The sequence below is a fragment of the Pseudomonas sp. CFII68 genome, from assembly GCF_000416195.1.
Classification (GTDB): Bacteria; Pseudomonadota; Gammaproteobacteria; order Pseudomonadales; family Pseudomonadaceae; genus Aquipseudomonas; species Aquipseudomonas kilonensis.
The window spans coordinates 61,027-80,377 of the sequence record NZ_ATLN01000095.1; the positions used below are offsets into that span (position 1 = coordinate 61,027).

Genomic DNA, 19,351 nt, shown 5'->3' on the forward strand with positions numbered 1-19,351 from the left:
TGGAAACGCCTCGATCCGTCAGAAGATCGCGTTATCGTTCATCGCGAGCAAGCTTTGCTCCCACAGGCTCACACCAAGCTTTGCTCCCACAGGCTCGCCCATAGGCGACTCTGTGTATTGGGGATTGGTGGCAAGGGCTCAATGCCCGTGACTACGCCCCACATGGGAATGCTCCACCTCCGGCGCCACCGCCCCGCTCACCTCCAGGCGCTGCAAGATCCCGCATTGATCCAGGTCCGGTCCTTCGCCACAGCGATGGCGCAGGTCGATCAGTTGCGTCTGCAAGGCCAGCAGGCCGTCGATGCGGGCCTTGACGTGCTGGATGTGTTCGTCGATCAGCGCGTTGACGCTTTCGCACTGGTCCTGGGGGCTATCGCGCAGGGCCAGGAGGCTGCGGATTTCTTCCAGGGTCATGTCCAGGGTGCGGCAATTACGGATGAACGTCAGCCGCTCGGCATGGGCCTGGGTGTAGACACGGTAATTGCCGTCGCTACGGGCCGGTTCCGGCAGCAAGCCTTCGCGCTCGTAGTAGCGGATGGTTTCGACCTGGCAGTCGGTGATTTTCGCCAGTTCTCCGATCTTCATGCTGCGACCTCCCAAATAGGTGCTTGACCCTATAGTGGCTACAGGGTCTTTACTGCGCAACAGGCACTTTTCACGGACGTCACCCGATGAGCGATTCCCTTCACATCCACAAACCCGACCACGGCCATGACCACGGGCATTCCTGCTGCGCATCGAAAGCAGCCCCGTCGCAGGTCATCCTCGGCAAAACGCCGACGGACGGTGCGCGGCTGAGCAGCTTCCGCATCGAAGCCATGGACTGCCCCACCGAACAGACGCTGATCCAGAACAAGCTCGGCAAGCTCGAAGGCGTGCAGCAACTGGATTTCAACCTGATCAACCGCGTACTGGGCGTGACCCACGATTTGCCAAGCGACGCGCCGATCATCAAGGCCATCGAGTCCTTAGGGATGCAGGCCGAGCCGATGACACCGGGCAAAGAGAAAACCACCCCTGACTTGCCCGCCCCGGCCAAGCCCTGGTGGCCGCTGGCGCTGTCCGGCGTGACAGCCCTGGGCGCCGAGATGATCCACTTCACCAACGCCGCGCCAAACTGGGTGGTCGCAGTGGTGGCATTGGTGTCGATCCTCAGCGGTGGCCTGGGTACCTATAAGAAGGGCTGGATCGCCCTGAAAAACCGCAACTTGAACATCAATGCGTTGATGAGCATCGCCGTGACCGGCGCCGTGCTGATCGGCCAATGGCCAGAAGCGGCGATGGTGATGTTCCTGTTCACCGTGGCCGAGCTGATCGAAGCCAAATCCCTGGACCGGGCGCGCAACGCCATCAGCGGCCTGATGCAGATGGCCCCGGAACAGGCCACCGTGCAACAGGCTGATGGCAGCTGGCAGGCACAAGACGTAAAAATCATCGCCCTCGGTGCGCGGGTACGGGTTCGCCCGGGCGAAAGGGTGGGCCTGGACGGTGACGTGGTCGCCGGCCGTTCGACCATCGACCAGGCACCGATTACCGGCGAGAGCCTGCCGGTGGAAAAAACCATCGGCGACAAGGTGTTTGCCGGCACCATCAACCAGGCCGGCGAATTGGAATACACCGTGACCGCAGCGGCCGATCACTCCACCCTGGCGCGGATCATCCACGCCGTGGAACAGGCCCAGGGCTCCCGCGCGCCGACCCAACGCTTCGTCGACCAGTTCTCGAAAATCTACACCCCGGCGGTGTTTGTCCTGGCCTTGGCCGTGGCCGTCATCCCACCGTTGTTCATGGGCGCGGCGTGGTTCGACTGGATCTACCGGGCGCTGGTGCTGCTGGTGGTCGCCTGCCCCTGCGCGCTGGTGATTTCCACCCCTGTGACCATCGTCAGCGGCCTCGCTGCCGCCGCGCGCAAAGGCATCCTGGTCAAGGGCGGCGTGTACCTGGAGGGCGGCTACAAGCTCGACTACCTGGCCTTGGACAAGACCGGCACGATCACCCACGGCAAGCCGGTGCAAACCGACTATGTGGCGCTGGACCCGAGCGTGGAAACCATCGCTCCGGCCCTGGCCGCCAGCCTCGCCGCCCGCTCCGATCACCCGGTTTCCCGGGCGATTGCCAACGCGGCTGTGGATAAGCAACTGGCACAGCAGGTTGTGGATAACTTCGAGGCGCTTGCCGGGCGTGGCGTGCGCGGCGACATCGGCGGGCAGACGTATCACCTGGGCAATCACCGCCTGGTGGAAGACCTCGGCCTGTGCTCCCCCGAACTGGAAGAGAAACTCTTCGCCCTGGAAAAACAAGGCAAGTCCGTGGTGCTGCTGCTCGACGCTACAGGCCCCTTGGCGCTGTTTGCCGTGGCCGACACCGTGAAGGACTCAAGTCGCGAAGCCATCCGGCAACTGCATGACCTGGGCATCAAGACCTTGATGCTCACCGGCGACAACGCCCACACCGCCGACGCGATTGCTGCACAGGTGGGCATGGACCAAGCCCGAGGCGACCTGTTGCCCGAAGACAAGCTGCAAGCCATCGAAGCGTTGTACGCCCAGGGTCACCGCGTCGGCATGGTCGGCGACGGCATCAACGACGCCCCGGCCCTGGCCCGTTCGGAAATCGGTTTCGCCATGGCGGCGGCCGGCACCGACACCGCCATCGAAACCGCCGATGTCGCCTTGATGGACGATGATCTGCGCAAGATCCCGGCGTTCATTCGCCTGTCGCGGCAGACTTCAAGCATCCTGAAACAGAACATTGCCTTGGCGTTGGTGATCAAGGCGATCTTCCTCGGGTTCACTTTCGCCGGGTTCGCCACCATGTGGATGGCGGTGTTTGCCGACATGGGGGTGAGTTTGCTGGTGGTGTTCAATGGGTTGCGGTTGCTACGCAAGTAAAGTTTGCGGTGACAGGGAGGGCCTCATCGCGAGCAAGCTTTGCTCCCACAGGTCTTTGCGAATACAGAATCTGAATTCACTACGGATCTGCTGTGGGAGCAAAGCTTGCTCGCGATGGGCTGCGCAGCAGCCCCCATGATTTAACGCCAACTCAATCACGCTTCGGCTCGCGGATCTTGTACCAGGCCACATACAGCGCCGGCAGGAACAGCAGCGTCAGTAGCGTCGCGATGATGATCCCGCCGATCATCGCGTAGGCCATCGGCCCCCAGAACACTTCCCGGGCAATCGGGATCATCCCCAGGCTCGCCGCGGCCGCCGTGAGCAGGATCGGTCGGCGCCGGTGTTCGGTGGCTTCCACCACCGCATCCCAGGGCTCGTAGCCGTCACGTTCGTATTCATCGATCTGGGTCACCAGGATCACCGAGTTACGGATGATGATGCCAATCAACGCGAGGATCCCGAGGATCGCCACGAAGCCCATGGGCGTGCCCGTCGGCACCAGCGCCAGCACCACACCGATCAATCCGAGAGGCGCGACACTCGCCACCAGGAACAGTTTCTGCACGCTGTGCAGCTGGATCATCAGGAAGGTCGCCATCAAGAACAGCATCAGCGGCACGACACTGGCGATCGGCCCTTGGGCCTTGCTGCTCTCTTCCACCGTACCGCCCGTGGCGACCTTGTAGCCCACTGGCAGGCCGGCGGCGAACGTGTCGATGGCCGGTTGCAGTTGCTTGACCAGGTCGGTGGGTTGGATCTCGTCGCGCACCGCGGCCTTGATGGTGATGGTCGGCTTGCGGTCACGACGCCACACCAAGGGCTGTTCCAGTTCATAGCGCACCGTGGCGAACGCCAGCAACGGAATCGAGGTGCCGCCCGGGGTGACGATTTGCAGGTTCTGCAGGGTTTCCGGCGAACCACGCTCGGCATCTTCGGCACGGCCGACCACGTCGATCAGGTAAATATCGTCGTTGACCTGGGTCACGGGCGAGCCGCTGACAATGCTGTTCATCACCCTGGCCACATCATCGGAAGACAGGCCCAGCTGCCGCGCCTTGTCCTGGGCGATGTCGATGCGCAGCACCTTGCCCGGTTCGTTCCAGTCGTAAATGATTTCGCCAATGTGCGAGTTCTTGTCCAGCTCGGTGGCCAGTTCGATCGCATGCTTGCGCACCTGGTCGATGTCCTTGCCGCTGACCCGGTACTGGATCGGCCGGCCCACCGGCGGGCCCATTTCCAGGGCCTGCACGTAGCTGCCAATCCCGACGAAATCCTCACGCAGACGCTTTTGCAGACGCTCGGTGAGGGCCGTGCGCGACTCCAGGCCCTTGCTGACGATCACCAGTTGCGCGTAGTACGGGTTCTGCAGTTGCTGGTCCAGCGGCAGGTAAAAGCGAATCGCGCCTTCGCCGATGTAGCTGCTCCAGCGCTCGATGTCCGGGTCGCCCTTGAGGGTCGCTTCCAGGCGATCGACCGCCCGGCGGGTCTCGTCCATCGAGGCGTTTTGCGGCAGGTTGAGGTCCACCAGGATTTCCGGCCGGTCCGAGGACGGGAAGAACTGGTTTTGCACGAAACGCATGCAAAACACCGACAGCACGAACAGCAGCACGGTGATGCCAATGGCCCACCAGCGATTGCGCATCGCCCACAGCAGGCCGCCGTTGAATGCCCGGCCGATCCGCCCCGGCTCGGCGCTGTGGGGTTTCACGTTGGTGCTGAGGATGTGCACGCCAATCACCGGGGCAAACAACACCGCGACGATCCATGACACCAGCATCGCCACGGCGATGACCGCGAACAGGGTGAAGGTGTACTCACCGGCGGAACTGGCGTTCAGGCCGATGGGCACGAAACCCGCCACGGTCACCAGGGTCCCGGTGAGCATCGGGAACGCCGTCGAGGTGTAGGCGAACGTCGCGGCCTGATCCTTGGTGTCACCTTTTTCCAGGCGCGTGACCATCATTTCCACGGTGATCATCGCGTCGTCCACCAGCAGGCCGAGGGCGATGATCAACGCGCCAAGGGAAATCCGCTGCATGGTGATGCCGCTGTATTCCATGAACAGGAAGACCATCGCCAGCACCAGCGGAATCGAGCAGGCCACCACCAACCCGGCCCTGACGCCGAGGCTGACGAAGCTGACGAGCAGGACGATGATCACCGCCTCGAACAAGGCGCTGGTGAAGCCGCCGACCGCCTCCTCCACCACTTCGGCCTGGTCCGACACGGTATGCACGCCAACGCCCACCGGCAGGTCGGCGGTCAGCTCGCTCATGCGCGCATGCAACGCCTTGCCGAAGTCCTGGATGTTGCCGCCCTTCTTCATTGCGATGGCGAGGCCGATGGCCGGTGTACCGTTGAAACGGAACATCGGCGTGGCAGGGTCAACGTAACCGCGGCTGATATCGGCGATGTCGGCCAGTCGATAGAAGCGGTCGTTGAGCCGCAGGTTGACGTTGGCCAGGTCCTTTTCCGACTGGAACTGCCCGGACGTGCGCACGGAAATCCGCTCCGGCCCGGCGTCGATCACCCCTGCCGGAGTCACGGCGTTCTGGGTCTGCAGGCTTTGCACGACTTGGCGCTGGTCGATCCCCAGGGCGGCAAGTTTGCGCGTGGAGAAGTTCAGGTAGAGCACTTCGTCCTGCTCGCCCACCATCTCGACCTTGCCCAGGCCCGGTACGCCACGGATCTCGGCGCGCACCTGTTCCACGTAGTCGCGCAACTGGCGCATCGACAGGCCATCGCCGGTGAAGGCGTACACCGAACCGTAGACATCGCCGAACTCGTCGTTGAACCCGGGCCCTTGCAAGCCGTCAGGGAAATCGCCGCGAATGTCGTTGATCTTCTTGCGCACCTGGTACCAGATCTCGGGGATTTCCTTGGCCCCGGTGGTGTCGAGCAGGTACACGAACACCGTCGATTCTCCCGGTCGGGTGTAGCTTTTGACGTAGTCGAGGGAATCGAGCTCTTCGAGTTTTTTCTCGATGCGATCGGTGACCTGCCTGAGGGTTTCTTCCTGGGTCGCGCCAGGCCAACGGGTCTGGATGACCATGGTCTTGATGGTGAACGATGGGTCTTCTTCGCGCCCCAGGTTCATGTACGAAAACACGCCCATCAGCAATGCCACGAACATCAGGTACCAGACGAACGACTGATGCCGCAGGGCCCATTCGGACAGATTGAAAGGCCCTTTCATCGTGCGTCCTCGTCGAGTTTCACTTTCTGCCCCGGCTGGAGACTGTTCACCCCAGCGCTGACCACGCGATCGCCGGCCTTGATGCCGTTGGCCACCAGCACCGAGTTGGCCAAGCGTTCGAGAATCCGTACGTCACGGGGCGAGACGGTCTGGGTTTGCGGGTCGACCAGCCAGATGCGCGCCTTGCCGTCGATCTCTTGCAGCGCGCTCAGTGGCAGCTCGATGCGTGGTTCGATGGTCGAGCTCAGGGTCACGCTGATGGCCGTGCCCAGGCGAAAACCTGGTGGCGTGTCGGTCAGTGTCAAGCGCGCGCGGCGGGTGCGGGTCGCGCTCTGGGCCTGAGGTTCGATCTCACGCACGATGGCGGTGGTGTGGATGTTCGGGTCCAATTGCGCGGCAACCTCGAACACCACGTCCGTGGGCAGGCGCTCGACCAGCCCGGCTGGCAGGTCGATCACTGCTTCCTTGATGTCCGGGCGGGCCAGGGTCACCACTTGCTGGCCGGCGGTGACCACCTGCCCGGCTTCGGCATTCCAGGCCGTGACGACGGCGTCGTGGTCGGTGTGCAGCGCGCTGTAGTTGAGCTGGTCGCGGGACTGCTCCACCGAGGCCTTGGCCTGTTCGAGAGAGGCGCCAGTGGTTTTCAGGTCGGTCTGGGCGATGTCCAGTTGCGCCTGGGCGCCCACGCCACGGTCGAACAATTGCTGCTGGCGACGGGCATTGGCCTGGGCATTGATGTACTGCGCCTCGATCCGCGCCAGATCGCCCTGGGCGGCGCGCAACTGGTTTTGCTGGTCGGTAGGGTCGAGCGTGGCGAGCAGGTCGCCCTTCTTCACTTGCGCACCGACATCGACATTGCGGCTGGCGATCCGTCCAGGCACACGGAAACCCACGTTGCTCTCGTAGCGCGCCTGGATATTGCCAGCGAACCGCCCGAGTGCCTGCTGGTCGAGGGCCCGGACTTCAACGGACAACACCGGGCGCACCGGTTCGGGCGGCGCTTCTTCCTTGGAGCAGGCAGCCAGCAAGAGGCCGACCGAGACCATCCACAAACGCTTCATGGTTGGGTCCCCTGCGTGGTTTTTCCAGCGGCGTTTTCAGCGATCTCGACGCGTACGCCGGGGTGCAACAATTGCCCACCGGCGATGATGATTTTCTCGCCCCCCTTGAGCCCATCGCTGATGATGACCTTGCCGGTCAGGTAGCGGCCGACCGTCACCGTTTGCAACTGCGCCTTGCCCTCGCCGTCCACCAGCCAAACGGCCGGGTCACTGAGGTTTTTGGTCAGGGCCGACCAAGGCAGCTCGAAGGCGGTCTTGCCGGCGGACTTGGCCGTGGCACTGACCACCGAGCCCAGGCGCATGCCTTCGGGCAAATCATTGAGGGTGACCTTGACCTGCACGGTGCCGGTCTGGGCCGACACCGCCGGGGTGATCTCGCGCACCGTGCCGGTGGTCTTGACGGCGGGGTTGTCCAACAAACTGATGGTGATTGCAGGGTCCGAAGGCGGTTCGCTCAACAGCGATTCGTAGATATTGAACACCGCGTCGCGCTCGCCGTCCCGGGCCAGGCTGAAGATCGGCTCCGTGGCCTGCACCACCTGGCCGACTTCCGCCTGGCGCGCGGTGATGATGCCCGGGGCCTCGGCAATCAGTGCGGTGTAGCTCAGTTGTTCGCGGGCGTTGGCCAGTTGGGCCTGGGCGGCGCTCAATGCACTCTGGCTGCTGCGCAGTTGGGCCTGGGCCGCGTCGTATTCGCTCTGGCTGGTGTAGCCCTTGGGCAGGAGTTTCTGCTGGCGCACGAACGCCGCCGCACTCTGCTTGACTCGCGCCTGCTCGGCGGCCACCTGAGCCTCGGCGGAGTCGACGTTGGTCTGCAGGTCCCGGGGGTCGAGCCGGGCCAGCACTTGCCGGGCCGAGACCCGGGCGCCGACATCGACCTTGCGTTCGATGATCTTGCCGCCCACGCGAAACGACAAGTCAGCCTGCACCCGCGCCTGGACATCGCCGGTCAAGGTCACCGAAGCGGCGTATTCGCTGGGTACGGCTTGCTGCACGAAAACCCGCGGCAGGGCTTTTTCTTCGGGCTTCTTATCACCGCACCCCGTCAACAACACGCACACGCCCAAACCAATCATCAATTTGATTCCGGGACCAGCCATGCAGACTCCTTTGCGTTGTACGGACGTACCAGTGACGATACGACTGTGAGCTTAGAACAGGGTTCCACGAATACAACGGGTGCAGCAAATCAGGCAAACTGATCGCCGCCTGTAGGAGCTGCCGAGCGAAGCGAGGCTGCGATCTTTTGATCTTTCACTTGAGAATCAATGGGGTTCGGAAAGATCGCAGCCTCGCTTCGCTCGACAGCTCCTACGAACCCATGCAGCAGGAGTCTGCCCATGCTCAAGACATTGGCGGTGGCCAACTATCGATCGATCAACAAACTGGTCATCCCCCTGGGCCGGCTGAACCTGATCACCGGTCCCAACGGCAGCGGCAAGTCCAATCTGTACCGCGCCCTACGCCTGTTGGCCGAGACAGCCCAGGGCGGGGTGGTCAACGCCCTGGCCCGCGAAGGCGGACTGGACTCGACCTTCTGGGCCGGGCCGGAAGAAATCAGCCGGCGCATGCGTAACGGCGAGGTGCCGGTCCAGGCGATTGTGCGCCAGGGCACCAAGCGCCTGCGCCTGGGCTTCGCTGGGGAGGACTTCAGCTATTCGATCGCCCTGGGCTTGCCGGAACCCAGTCGTTCGGCGTTTTCACTGGACCCTGAAATCAAGCGCGAATGCCTCTGGGCAGGCCCGGTGTTTCGGCCAGCCAGCCTGCTGGTGGACCGCAACGGGCCGATGATCCGAGCCCGCGAAAGTCGTTCCTGGGATGTGCTGGCCCAGCACACGCCGACCTTCGACAGCCTGTTCGACCAGGTCGGCAGCCTGCGCACCTCGCCGGAGGTCCTGCAGATGCGCGAGTTCATTCGTCGCTGGCGCTTCTACGATCATTTTCGCAGCGACGCCGACGCCCCGGTGCGCCAACCGCAACTGGGCACTCGCACGCCGGTGCTGCACCACGACGGACGCGATCTGGCCGCCGCGTTGCAGACCATCCTTGAAATCGGTGACGTCGAGGCCTTGCATGCCGCCATCGGCGACGCGTTCCCCGGTGCCCATCTACGCATTGAGAAACTGCAAGGCGGACGTTTCGCCATCGCGTTTCAACAGCACGGCCTGCTGCGGCCGCTGTCCGCCGCCGAACTGTCGGACGGGACCTTGCGCTATCTGTTGCTGGTGGCCGCCCTGCTCACACCACGACCACCCTCGCTGATGGTGCTCAACGAACCGGAAACCAGCCTGCACCCCGATCTGTTGCCAGCCTTGGCGCGCCTGATCATCCGTGCTTCAGTCAATTGCCAGGTCTGGGTGGTGTCCCACGCCACGCGCCTGATCGCCGCCCTGGAGCAGGATGAGCAGTGCAATTGCATCGTGCTGGAAAAGGAGCTTGGGCAGACCGGGATTGTCGGGCAGCGGGTGCTGGATGAACCGGCGTGGCATTGGCCGGACTAATCTGCGCCTGATCAACCGAATCGCGAGCAAGCTCGCTCCCACAATAAAAAACGCCGACGCTGTATCAGCCGTCGGCGTTTGAAACCGTGAAAGGATATAGCCCGCGAATCAGAACGCCGGCAGTACCGCGCCGCTGTATTTCTTCTCGATGAACGCCTTCACTTCAGGGCTGGTCAGGGCCTTGGCCAGTTTCTGGATGGCCGGGCTGTCCTTGTTGTCCGGACGGGCCACCAGGAAGTTGACGTAAGGCGAGTCCGCGCCTTCGATCACCAGTGCATCCTTGGCCGGGTTAAGACCCGCTTCCAGGGCATAGTTGGTGTTGATCAGGTCCAGGTCGACCTGGTCCAGCACGCGCGGCAGCATGGCCGATTCCAGTTCCTTGAACTTGAAGTTGTGCGGGTTCTTGGCGATATCTTTCGGGGTTGCCAACGCATTTTTCGGGTCTTTCAACTCGATCAGGCCAGCCTTCTGCAGCAGGAGCAGGGCACGGCCGCTGTTGCTGCCTTCGTTGGGCAGCGCGATGGTTGCGCCGTTTGGCAGATCAGCCAATTTTTTGTACTTCTTCGAGTAGCCGCCGAACGGTTCGACGTGAACGCCGATCACGGTCACCAGATGAGTGCCTTTGCCTTCGTTGAAGTTCGTCAGGTACGGCAGGGTCTGGAAGTAGTTGGCGTCCAGGCGCTTCTGATCAACCTGTACGTTGGGTTGGACGTAGTCGGTGAAGACCTTGATTTCCAGGTCCACGCCTTCTTTGGCCAGGGCCGGCTTGATCAGCTCGAGGATTTCAGCGTGTGGCACCGGGGTGGCGGCCACGACCAGTTTCTCCGCGGCCTGGGCCAGGCCCGAGGCCAGGGCTGCCGCCAATGCGGTGAACAACAGAACCTTTTTCATGCAGTGTCCTTATCGAAAATCACGGTCGTCATGGACGACGGCCAAATGTGGAGTGCCAGTGAAGTGCTATCGCTGGCGTGATGCGGACAATACCGATATTTTTTATTCCTTAAAAATATCTTTTATTCAAGTTCATATTCATTTTACTCATATAGAAAAGCACCGCTTTTGTGGCGAGGGAGCTTGCTCCCGCTCTGTGTAGGAGCTGGCGAAGCCTGCGATCTTTTGATCTTGATCTTGATCTTGATCTTTCGCTTGCGACTCAATTGTCTGGGGAAAGATCGCAGCCTCGTTGCACTCGACAGCTCCTACACAGCTCCTGCAGGCCCGGCGAGGTGTGCCCTATAGCGTTTGCTCCAGTCGATTCAGCAGCGCCTTGAGGGCTAGGCGCTCGGCGTCCGAACCCTGTGCAATGACCTGCGCCACCTGCTGATCAATCAGCTCCAAGGCTGAAGGCTGGGGCGGCAGATTCAAGTGCTCCGGCAAAATCTCATCCCCCGTGCTCACCAGCAACGCGAAGTGAATGACGTTTTCCAGCTCGCGGGTGTTGCCCGGCCAACTGTGCCGCTCGAGGGCGTACTGCGCCGCTTCACTGATCAGCGGCACGCTGAGGCCGAGTCGCTGGCTGTAGATGCCCAGGAAATATTCGGCCAGGGACAGGATATCGCCTACCCGCTCGCGCAGGGCCGGCAGTTCCAGTTGGCCTTCGCTCAAGTAGTGGTAGAGCCGTTCGTGGAATTTCCCGGCCGCCACCGCTTGTGCCAGGTCGATGCTGGTCGCTGCCACCAGGCGGACATCCACCGGGCTGGGCTGATGCGCACCCACGCGGGTGACTTCATGGTTTTCCAGGGCCGCCAGCAATTTGATCTGGATCGGCAGCGGCAAATCACCGATTTCATCCAAGTAGAGGGTGCCGCCATTGGCCGACCCAAACCAACCGGCCCGGCTGCTGGCCGAACCGCTATAGCTACCGGCGGCATAGCCGAACAGTTCAGCGTCGGCGTAAGTCGGGCTGATCGCGCCGCAGTTGACCGAGACAAACAACCCGCCGCGATCACTTTCGCGGTGGATATGCCGGGCCAGCAATTCCTTGCCGCTACCGGTTTCGCCGCGTATCAGCACCGAGATCGCACGCGGCGCCAGTTGCTCCAATGCCTGGCGCAATTGCCGCGAACGGGGGTCGACGAACACCAGCGCCTTGGCGCGAATGCTCAGGGGGCTTTTTTCCGCATCGGGAAAGGTCAGCAAGGGCTGACCGAAGGTTTCATGCAAACTCATGGCAGGCTCCCGCCCCAGACCGCCGGGAGACGGGGGGCGCTAAAAATTCAGGCGCGACGCAGGGCGTGATGCTCCATGCGGTTTTGCAGACGATAGAGGTAAGCGAAACCCTGCTCCCAACGCTGATGACCGGACTTCACGTTGATATGCCCCGCCCCGGACAGAATCCCGGCCTCGGCGCCCCAGTTGCGCGCCAGCTCCAGGGCGCGCGGGGCGCTCACGGCGGCGTCGTTGTCGGAGCTGACCACTTGGCTTGGGAACGGCAACAGATCAGTGGGAATCGGCGCGAAGTTGCGCAGTGCCGGGACGCAGGCCGGCCGTTCGACATCCGCCGGCGCCACCAGCAACGCCCCACGCACCTGTCGCAGGAACTGCACCGGCGCGGTGGCGGCCCAATGGGCCACCGTGATGCAACCCAGGCTATGGGCAATCAGGATCACTGGTGTGCTGTCGGCGGCCACGGCCTCGGCCAGCGCCGCCACCCAGTCTTCACGCCGAGGCGTGACCCAGTCGGCCTGCTCGACCCTGGCACTGTTGGGCAGGCTGTTCTGCCAGTGGGTTTGCCAATGATTTTCCGGCGATCCTTGCCAGCCCGGCACAATCAGGTAGCGAATCGATTCGTTGCGCATGGGTGCTCTCCTGCGTGTCTGTTCCCGGACGAGTATAAGGAGGAGAGCTATATTATTTAAGGAATAAGAAGCTATTTGTTAATTCTTTAAAGGAATAACAAATCAACTCTGTGGTATTGCGTCGGTCTCACTCGCTACGCCCCTTGCGCAACAACACATCCAACTGATCTATCACTTCCGCCCAGTCCGCATCTTCGAGGATTTCGTCGCGCAGCATTTGCCGCTGGCCCTCATTCCAGAAATACGCATCGGCCAAGTGAAGTTCAGGCTTGAGAGGGGAATGGGCCGCGATGAATTTGTCGATATCAACGGCGTCATCAGACAGGCCCAATTGTTTGAACAGCGCGGGCAGGCTGTGGATCGGGGATTCCATGCGAGGCTCCTGAGGATAAGACGGGTGATTGGGTGCTTTCCCGCAGTCTAGCCCTGAATGACCGCCATACTGATCAAAATTCAATCAACCCACGACTCGACTAGACTTTGAATAACGTCCCGACGAATACACGTTGCGGAGGGTCCTGTGAACATTCACTGGTTGACGGTTGCACTGCTGGCGATCAGCGGGCCTGCGTTCGGTGCCGAGGGTCTCGTGCCACTGGGCACCGATCCCCTGGGGTTCTGGCTGGTTGCCGTTGGCGTGGCCTTGCTGGTCTTCGAGGCAGCGCTGCCCAATTACGGCGTCGCGGGGCTGGGTGGCATGGTCCTGTGTGTGATTGGCGCGGTCATCCTGACCAACGCCGATGTCCCGGTTCCGCTGATGCTCGGCCTGGGCCTGATCAGTGCGCTGCTGCTGATCTTCCTGCTGGTCCGTGCGTTGAAAACCCGACCGCGCCAACCCGTCAGCGGCGATGCCGCGCTGTTGGGCAGCGTCACGATGGTGACCGCGTTGCAGGCCGGCAATCATCATCATGGCTGGGTCCAGTTGGAAGGCGAACGCTGGCAGGTGGCAAGTGCGACGCCGCTGCGGTCTGGGCAAGCGGTGCGGGTCATCGCACGCAAGGGGTTGCTGCTGGAAGTGGCCGCCGCTGACTCTGGAGGGGTATGAGATGGGCATGCAAATAGGTTTTGTAGTGCTGTTGTTGCTGTTGATCGCACTGGCGGGTGCGACGTTCCGGATCCTGCGTGAATACGAACGAGCAGTGGTGTTCCAGCTCGGTCGGTTCTGGCAAGTCAAGGGGCCGGGGTTGATCCTGCTGATTCCGGTGGTGCAGCAGATGATCCGCGTCGACCTGCGCACCATTGTCCTCGACGTGCCGCCCCAGGACGTGATCACCCGCGACAACGTCTCGGTGAAGGTCAACGCGGTGCTGTATTTCCGCGTGCTCGATCCGCAGAAAGCCATTATCCAGGTCGAGAACTTCCTCATGGCCACCAGCCAACTGGCCCAGACCACCTTGCGCGCGGTCCTCGGCAAGCATGACCTGGACCAACTGCTGGCCGAACGCGAGCAATTGAACGGCGACATCCAGCAAGTACTCGACGCCCAGACCGATGCCTGGGGTATCAAGGTGGCAAATGTCGAGATCAAGCACGTGGACCTCAACGAATCAATGATCCGCGCCATCGCCCGCCAAGCCGAAGCCGAGCGCGAACGCCGGGCCAAGGTGATCCACGCCGAAGGCGAACTGCAAGCCTCGGAAAAACTCATGCAGGCCGCCGAAATGCTCGGCCGCCAGCCAGGCGCCATGCAACTTCGCTACATGCAGACACTGGGCTCGATTGCCGGGGATAAAAGCTCCACCATCGTCTTCCCCTTGCCGATTGAATTGCTCAAGGGGATGGCGGAGTTGTCGCCCAACAAGTCCTGATGCATTGCAGACAAGGCACGCACTGCCCACTGTGGGAGCAGGGCTTGCCCGCGATGGCGGCGATGCGGTCTTTCAGAAATCGAGGCGCCTGTTTCGCGAGCAAGCTTTGCTCCCACACAGCCTTGCTCCCACAGGGTTTAAGGATCTTGCACCCACAGGGGTTGGGTCTTGTCCCAAGGGATTTCGCCACCTTCGCTTCATAGGATTCTCGCAATGAGCAATAATGCGTCTTTCACGCCGCCCAGCCTGTTGCTCAGCACCATCGGGCTGTCGCTGGCGACGTTCATGCAGGTGCTCGACACCACCATTGCCAACGTCGCCTTGCCGACCATTTCCGGCAACCTGGGCGTGAGCTCGGAGCAGGGCACTTGGGTGATTACCTCGTTCGCGGTGAGCAACGCCATCGCCTTGCCGCTCACCGGCTGGTTGAGCCGGCGGTTTGGCGAGGTGAAGCTGTTTTTGTGGGCGACGATGCTGTTCGTGCTCGCGTCGTTCTTGTGCGGTATTTCCACCTCGATGCCGGAGCTGATTGGCTTTCGCGTACTTCAAGGGCTGGTGGCCGGGCCGTTGTATCCGATGACCCAGACCTTGCTGATAGCCGTGTACCCGCCGGCCAGGCGCGGCATGGCCCTGGCGTTGCTGGCGATGGTCACGGTGGTGGCGCCGATTGCCGGGCCGATCCTCGGTGGCTGGATCACCGACAGCTATAGCTGGCCGTGGATTTTCTTCATCAACGTACCCATCGGCGTCTTCGCGGCGATGGTCGTGCAACAGCAGCTCAAGGCGCGACCGGTGGTCACCAGCCATCAACCAATGGACTACGTGGGGTTGATCACGCTGATCATCGGCGTCGGCGCGCTCCAGGTGATCCTCGACAAAGGCAACGACCTGGACTGGTTCGAATCGAATTTCATCATTAGCGGTGCGCTGATTTCGATCATTGCCCTGGCGGTGTTCGTGATCTGGGAAATGACCGACCGCCACCCGGTGGTCAATCTCCGCCTGTTCGCCTATCGCAACTTTCGCATCGGCACCATTGTGCTGGTGGGGGGCTATGCCGGGTTCTTCGGCATCAACCTGATCCTGCCGCAGTGGTTGCAGACCCAGATGGGCTACACCGCGACCTGGGCCGGGCTGGCGGTGGCGCCCATCGGCATCCTGCCGGTGCTGATGTCACCCTTCGTCGGCAAGTACGCCCACCGGTTCGACCTGCGTGTGTTGGCCGGGCTGGCGTTCCTGGCCATGGGCCTGAGCTGCTTCATGCGCGCCGGGTTTACCAATGAGGTGGATTTCCAGCACATTGCGATGGTGCAGTTGTTCATGGGCATCGGCGTGGCGCTGTTCTTCATGCCGACCCTGAGCATTCTGATGTCGGACCTGCCGCCGCACCAGATTGCCGACGGCGCGGGGCTGGCGACGTTCCTGCGGACCCTGGGCGGCAGCTTTGCCGCGTCCCTGACCACCTGGATCTGGATCCGCCGGGCCGACCAGCATCACGCCTACCTGAGCGAAAGCATCAGCACTTTCGAGCCGGCCACCCGCGAAGCACTCAACCAACTCGGTGGCGCGAGTGCCCCGGCCTATGCCCAGCTCGACCAGATCCTCACCAGCCAGGCGTACATGCTCTCCACCGTGGATTACTTCACGCTGCTGGGTTGGGCGTTCATGGGGTTGATCGTGCTGGTGTGGCTGGCGAAGCCGCCGTTTGCGGCGAAGGCGGGGCCTGCATCGGCAGGACACTGATCCACACACAACACCCTGCGGGAGCGTACCTGTGGGAGCAAGGCTTGCCCGCGATGCAGGCGACATGGTTCAACTGCAAGACCGTGTCATCGTTCATCGCGAGCAAGCTTTGCTCCCACAGGCTCGCGCCCACAAAGGAGATCTGCGGGCTTTAGGTGCTTGGCAACGCCAACTGCGCATTACCGAACCCAAACGGCGCCAACGCAAAGCCCTGTTCGTCCACCTGCAACGCCCAGCCTTGCTTGTCCCAATCCCCCAGCACGATGCGCCGGGCGGCGTGTTCGCCCAGTTGCAGCTTGTGGATGGCGGGACGATGGGTGTGGCCGTGGATCAAGGTCTTCACGCCGTATTGCTGCATGATCCGCGGGATCTCTTCGGGCGTGACGTCGACGATGTCATTGGCTTTCATGCGTGTCTGCGTGCGGCTTTCGCTGCGCAGTTTGCGCGCCAGTTTCTGCCGGCTGCCCAGCGGCAGGTGCCGCAGGACGAACAGCGTGACCGGGTTGCGCAGCCAGCGCCGCAGCTTCATGTAGCCTTCGTCGCGGGTGCAGAGACTGTCGCCGTGCATCAGCAGCACCGGCTCGCCATTGAACTGCACGACACTCGGGTCCTTGAGCAGGGTGCAGCCGGCCGCTTTGCAAAAGGCCTGCCCCAGCATGAAGTCGCGATTGCCGTGCATCAGGAAGATGGCCGTGCCGCTGTCGCTCAAGTCGCGCAGGGCCTGGCAGATGGAACGCTGGAACGGCGTCATGGCATCGTCGCCGATCCAGGCTTCGAAAAAGTCGCCCAGAATGTACAACGCTTGCGCCGAGCGGGCGCGTGTGGCGAGTAAATCCAGAAACGCCCGGCTGATGTCCGGGCGCTCCTCTTCCAGATGCAAGTCTGAAATCAGCAATATCACTCAACGATCTCGGCTTTCTCGATGATCACGTCTTCTGCCGGGACGTCCTGGTGGCCGGCCTTGGACGTGGTGGAAACGCCTTTGATCTTGTCGACTACGTCGGTGCCTTCGATCACTTCACCGAACACCGCATAGCCCCAGCCCTGGGTGGTTTTGCCGCTGTGGTTCAGGAAGCTGTTGTCCGCCACGTTGATGAAGAACTGCGCGGAGGCCGAATGCGGCTCCATGGTACGGGCCATGGCAACGCTGTACTTTTTGTTCGGCAGGCCGTTGTCGGCTTCGTTCTGGATGCTTGGGCGCTTGTCTTTCTTTTCCTTCATGCCTGGCTCGAAACCGCCGCCCTGGATCATGAAGTTGCCGATGACGCGGTGGAACACGGTGTTTTCGTAGTGGCCGGCGTTGACGTATTCGATGAAGTTGGCCACGGTCAGCGGCGCCTTCTCGGCGTTCAGTTGCAGAACGATGTCACCGTGGTTGGTGGTCAGTTTGACTTTGCTCATGATCGGTACTCTTTCAAGGAATTCGTGGGTTTCGGGGCTTCACTGCCCGCAACCGGTCTGGCTGTAATCGGCCAGGCAGGGCAGTTTAGCGTGCCGGGCACGAATTTCGAGGCTGTTTTTCATCTGGTCGTCGATTAAATTCAATCGTTTGCCGGCCTGGCCTGTCAGGTGCTTGACAGCATCGGCTATGATACGGGCTTTGATTTATCAGGCCGTACCCGGCCGCGCACTTGTCTGTTCAAGGATCCTATGAGCAAGCCCACTGTCGACCCTACCTCGAATTCCAAGACCGGCCCGGCCGTGCCGGTCAACTTCCTGCGCCCGATCATCCAGGCGGACCTGGACTCGGGTAAGCACACACAGATCGTCACTCGCTTCCCACCAGAGCCCAACGGCTACCTGCACATCGGCCATGCCAAGTCGATCTGCGTGAATTTCGGCCTGGCCCAGGAGTTCGGTGGCGTCACGCACCTGCGTTTCGACGACACCAACCCGGCCAAGGAAGACCAGGAATACATCGACGCGATCGAAAGCGACGTCAAGTGGCTGGGTTTCCAATGGTCCGGTGAGGTGCGCTACGCCTCGCAATATTTCGACCAGTTGCACGACTGGGCCGTGGAACTGATCAAGGCCGGCAACGCCTACGTGTGCGACCTGACCCCCGAGCAGGCCAAGGAATACCGTGGCAGCCTGACCGAGCCGGGCAAGAACAGCCCGTTCCGTGACCGCAGCGTGGAAGAGAACCTGGACCTGTTCGCCCGCATGCGCGCCGGTGAGTTCCCGGACGGCGCTCGGGTGCTGCGCGCCAAGATCGACATGGCTTCGCCGAACATGAACCTGCGCGACCCGATCATGTACCGCATCCGTCACGCCCATCACCACCAGACCGGCGACAAATGGTGCATCTACCCCAACTATGACTTCACCCACGGTCAGTCGGACGCCATCGAAGGCATTACCCACTCGATCTGCACCCTGGAATTCGAAAGCCATCGTCCATTGTACGAATGGTTCCTCGAGCACCTACCGGTGCCGGCCAACCCGCGCCAGTACGAATTCAGCCGCCTGAACCTGAACTACACCATCACCAGCAAGCGCAAGCTCAAGCAACTGGTGGACGAGAAGCACGTCAACGGCTGGGATGACCCGCGCATGTCGACGCTGTCGGGCTTCCGTCGTCGTGGCTACACGCCCAAGTCGATCCGCAATTTCTGCGAAATGGTCGGCACCAACCGTTCCGACGGCGTGGTGGACTTCGGCATGCTGGAATTCAGCATCCGTGACGACCTCGACCACAGCGCCCCGCGCGCCATGTGCGTGCTGCGTCCGCTGAAAGTGGTGATCACCAACTACCCGGAAGGCCAGGTCGAGAACCTCGAGCTGCCGCGCCACCCGAAAGAAGACATGGGCGTGCGCGTCCTGCCGTTTGCCCGGGAAATCTACATCGACCGTGATGACTTCATGGAAGAGCCGCCAAAAGGCTACAAGCGCCTGGAGCCTACCGGCGAAGTGCGCCTGCGTGGCAGCTACGTGATCCGCGCCGACGAGGCCATCAAGGACGCCGACGGCAACATCGTCGAACTGCGTTGCTCGTACGATCCCGACACCCTGGGCAAGAATCCGGAAGGTCGCAAGGTCAAGGGCGTGATCCACTGGGTGCCGGCCGCCGCCAGCGTCGAGTGCGAAGTGCGCCTGTACGATCGCCTGTTCCGTTCGCCGAACCCGGAAAAGGCCGAAGACAGCGCCAGCTTCCTGGACAACATCAACCCTGACTCCCTGCAAGTACTCACTGGTTGTCGTGCCGAGCCTTCGCTGGGCAACGCACAGCCGGAAGACCGTTTTCAGTTCGAGCGCGAAGGTTACTTCTGCGCGGATATCAAGGACTCGAAACCCGGTGCTCCGGTATTCAACCGTACCGTGACCTTGCGCGATTCCTGGGGTCAGTGATC

16 protein-coding genes are annotated in these 19,351 nt (G+C 62.0%); 6 read left to right on the forward strand and 10 right to left on the reverse strand.

Features of this window, described 5'->3' with window-relative positions:
• Window positions 1–138: 138 nt before the first annotated feature.
• Entirely contained in the window at window positions 139–585 is a 447-nt protein-coding gene (gene cadR / locus CFII68_RS11065; protein ID WP_003196623.1) for a Cd(II)/Pb(II)-responsive transcriptional regulator, read from the reverse strand.
• A gap of 86 nt (window positions 586–671) precedes the next feature.
• Between cadR and CFII68_RS11060 the strand changes: the two genes are divergently transcribed.
• Window positions 672–2,891, forward strand: coding sequence for a heavy metal translocating P-type ATPase (locus CFII68_RS11060; RefSeq protein WP_018608877.1), 2,220 nt, complete (start codon window positions 672–674; stop codon window positions 2,889–2,891).
• A gap of 151 nt (window positions 2,892–3,042) precedes the next feature.
• Here CFII68_RS11060 and CFII68_RS11055 read toward each other — a convergent pair whose 3' ends face one another.
• The 3 genes from CFII68_RS11055 to CFII68_RS11045 are packed head-to-tail and all read right to left on the reverse strand — an operon-like array spanning window position 3,043 to window position 8,251.
• On the reverse strand, window positions 3,043–6,090 hold the full coding sequence (locus CFII68_RS11055; RefSeq protein WP_018608879.1) for an efflux RND transporter permease subunit: 3,048 nt from the start codon (window positions 6,088–6,090) through the stop codon (window positions 3,043–3,045).
• Window positions 6,087–7,151 (reverse strand): efflux RND transporter periplasmic adaptor subunit, encoded by a 1,065-nt coding sequence (locus CFII68_RS11050; protein ID WP_018608881.1) that lies wholly within the window; start codon window positions 7,149–7,151, stop codon window positions 6,087–6,089. The genes CFII68_RS11055 and CFII68_RS11050 overlap by 4 nt, the downstream gene beginning before the upstream one ends.
• Window positions 7,148–8,251 carry an efflux RND transporter periplasmic adaptor subunit gene (locus tag CFII68_RS11045; RefSeq protein WP_018608883.1) on the reverse strand — a complete coding sequence of 368 codons (1,104 nt, stop codon included), beginning with the start codon at window positions 8,249–8,251 and terminating at the stop codon, window positions 7,148–7,150. The genes CFII68_RS11050 and CFII68_RS11045 overlap by 4 nt, the downstream gene beginning before the upstream one ends.
• A 240-nt stretch (window positions 8,252–8,491) precedes the next feature.
• Between CFII68_RS11045 and CFII68_RS11040 the strand changes: the two genes are divergently transcribed.
• Window positions 8,492–9,652, forward strand: coding sequence for an AAA family ATPase (locus tag CFII68_RS11040; RefSeq protein ID WP_018608885.1), 1,161 nt, complete (start codon window positions 8,492–8,494; stop codon window positions 9,650–9,652).
• Window positions 9,653–9,760: 108 nt separating this feature from the next.
• Here the strand turns inward: CFII68_RS11040 and CFII68_RS11035 are convergent, their stop codons facing one another.
• The 4 genes from CFII68_RS11035 to CFII68_RS11020 all read right to left on the reverse strand — a co-directional run bounded on the left by CFII68_RS11035 (window position 9,761) and on the right by CFII68_RS11020 (window position 12,823).
• Entirely contained in the window at window positions 9,761–10,543 is a 783-nt protein-coding gene (locus tag CFII68_RS11035; RefSeq protein ID WP_018608887.1) for a MetQ/NlpA family ABC transporter substrate-binding protein, read from the reverse strand.
• 342 nt (window positions 10,544–10,885) lie between these two features.
• Entirely contained in the window at window positions 10,886–11,821 is a 936-nt protein-coding gene (locus CFII68_RS11030; RefSeq protein WP_018608889.1) for a sigma 54-interacting transcriptional regulator, read from the reverse strand.
• Window positions 11,822–11,868: 47 nt separating this feature from the next.
• Window positions 11,869–12,450 carry an alpha/beta hydrolase gene (locus CFII68_RS11025; RefSeq protein WP_018608891.1) on the reverse strand — a complete coding sequence of 194 codons (582 nt, stop codon included), beginning with the start codon at window positions 12,448–12,450 and terminating at the stop codon, window positions 11,869–11,871.
• A gap of 127 nt (window positions 12,451–12,577) precedes the next feature.
• Entirely contained in the window at window positions 12,578–12,823 is a 246-nt protein-coding gene (locus CFII68_RS11020; protein WP_018608893.1) for a DUF2789 domain-containing protein, read from the reverse strand.
• 147 nt (window positions 12,824–12,970) lie between these two features.
• On the opposite strand from CFII68_RS11020, the gene CFII68_RS11015 reads away from it, so the two are divergent.
• The 3 genes from CFII68_RS11015 to CFII68_RS11005 all read left to right on the forward strand — a co-directional run bounded on the left by CFII68_RS11015 (window position 12,971) and on the right by CFII68_RS11005 (window position 16,001).
• Complete coding sequence (locus CFII68_RS11015) at window positions 12,971–13,495, forward strand: NfeD family protein (protein WP_018608894.1); 525 nt, start codon at window positions 12,971–12,973, stop codon at window positions 13,493–13,495.
• 1 nt (window position 13,496) lies between these two features.
• The gene (locus CFII68_RS11010; RefSeq protein WP_014335987.1) at window positions 13,497–14,258 is read left to right on the forward strand and encodes a slipin family protein; all 762 of its coding nucleotides are present in this window, start codon (window positions 13,497–13,499) and stop codon (window positions 14,256–14,258) included.
• A gap of 213 nt (window positions 14,259–14,471) precedes the next feature.
• Window positions 14,472–16,001 carry a DHA2 family efflux MFS transporter permease subunit gene (locus CFII68_RS11005; RefSeq protein WP_018608896.1) on the forward strand — a complete coding sequence of 510 codons (1,530 nt, stop codon included), beginning with the start codon at window positions 14,472–14,474 and terminating at the stop codon, window positions 15,999–16,001.
• Window positions 16,002–16,152: 151 nt separating this feature from the next.
• On the opposite strand, the gene CFII68_RS11000 is transcribed toward CFII68_RS11005, so the two are convergent.
• Complete coding sequence (locus tag CFII68_RS11000; protein ID WP_018608898.1) at window positions 16,153–16,902, reverse strand: UDP-2,3-diacylglucosamine diphosphatase; 750 nt, start codon at window positions 16,900–16,902, stop codon at window positions 16,153–16,155.
• Window positions 16,899–17,402 carry a peptidylprolyl isomerase gene (locus CFII68_RS10995; protein WP_018608900.1) on the reverse strand — a complete coding sequence of 168 codons (504 nt, stop codon included), beginning with the start codon at window positions 17,400–17,402 and terminating at the stop codon, window positions 16,899–16,901. The genes CFII68_RS11000 and CFII68_RS10995 overlap by 4 nt, the downstream gene beginning before the upstream one ends.
• A gap of 249 nt (window positions 17,403–17,651) precedes the next feature.
• On the opposite strand from CFII68_RS10995, the gene CFII68_RS10990 reads away from it, so the two are divergent.
• A complete protein-coding gene (locus CFII68_RS10990) occupies window positions 17,652–19,349 on the forward strand; it encodes a glutamine--tRNA ligase/YqeY domain fusion protein (protein ID WP_018608902.1) in 1,698 nt (565 codons plus the stop codon).
• The last annotated feature ends 2 nt before the right edge of the window (window positions 19,350–19,351 follow it).

Coding starts and splice junctions, on each gene's coding strand:
- CFII68_RS11025 (WP_018608891.1), bottom strand. CDS start 12,450: ATGCGCAACGAATCGATTCGCTACCTGATTGTGCCGGGCTGGCAAGGA.
- CFII68_RS11040 (WP_018608885.1), top strand. CDS start 8,492: ATGCTCAAGACATTGGCGGTGGCCAACTATCGATCGATCAACAAACTG.
- CFII68_RS11045 (WP_018608883.1), bottom strand. CDS start 8,251: ATGGCTGGTCCCGGAATCAAATTGATGATTGGTTTGGGCGTGTGCGTG.
- CFII68_RS11030 (WP_018608889.1), bottom strand. CDS start 11,821: ATGAGTTTGCATGAAACCTTCGGTCAGCCCTTGCTGACCTTTCCCGAT.
- CFII68_RS11035 (WP_018608887.1), bottom strand. CDS start 10,543: ATGAAAAAGGTTCTGTTGTTCACCGCATTGGCGGCAGCCCTGGCCTCG.
- CFII68_RS10990 (WP_018608902.1), top strand. CDS start 17,652: ATGAGCAAGCCCACTGTCGACCCTACCTCGAATTCCAAGACCGGCCCG.
- CFII68_RS11055 (WP_018608879.1), bottom strand. CDS start 6,090: ATGAAAGGGCCTTTCAATCTGTCCGAATGGGCCCTGCGGCATCAGTCG.
- CFII68_RS11050 (WP_018608881.1), bottom strand. CDS start 7,151: ATGAAGCGTTTGTGGATGGTCTCGGTCGGCCTCTTGCTGGCTGCCTGC.
- cadR (WP_003196623.1), bottom strand. CDS start 585: ATGAAGATCGGAGAACTGGCGAAAATCACCGACTGCCAGGTCGAAACC.
- CFII68_RS11005 (WP_018608896.1), top strand. CDS start 14,472: ATGAGCAATAATGCGTCTTTCACGCCGCCCAGCCTGTTGCTCAGCACC.
- CFII68_RS10995 (WP_018608900.1), bottom strand. CDS start 17,402: ATGAGCAAAGTCAAACTGACCACCAACCACGGTGACATCGTTCTGCAA.
- CFII68_RS11020 (WP_018608893.1), bottom strand. CDS start 12,823: ATGGAATCCCCGATCCACAGCCTGCCCGCGCTGTTCAAACAATTGGGC.
- CFII68_RS11060 (WP_018608877.1), top strand. CDS start 672: ATGAGCGATTCCCTTCACATCCACAAACCCGACCACGGCCATGACCAC.
- CFII68_RS11010 (WP_014335987.1), top strand. CDS start 13,497: ATGGGCATGCAAATAGGTTTTGTAGTGCTGTTGTTGCTGTTGATCGCA.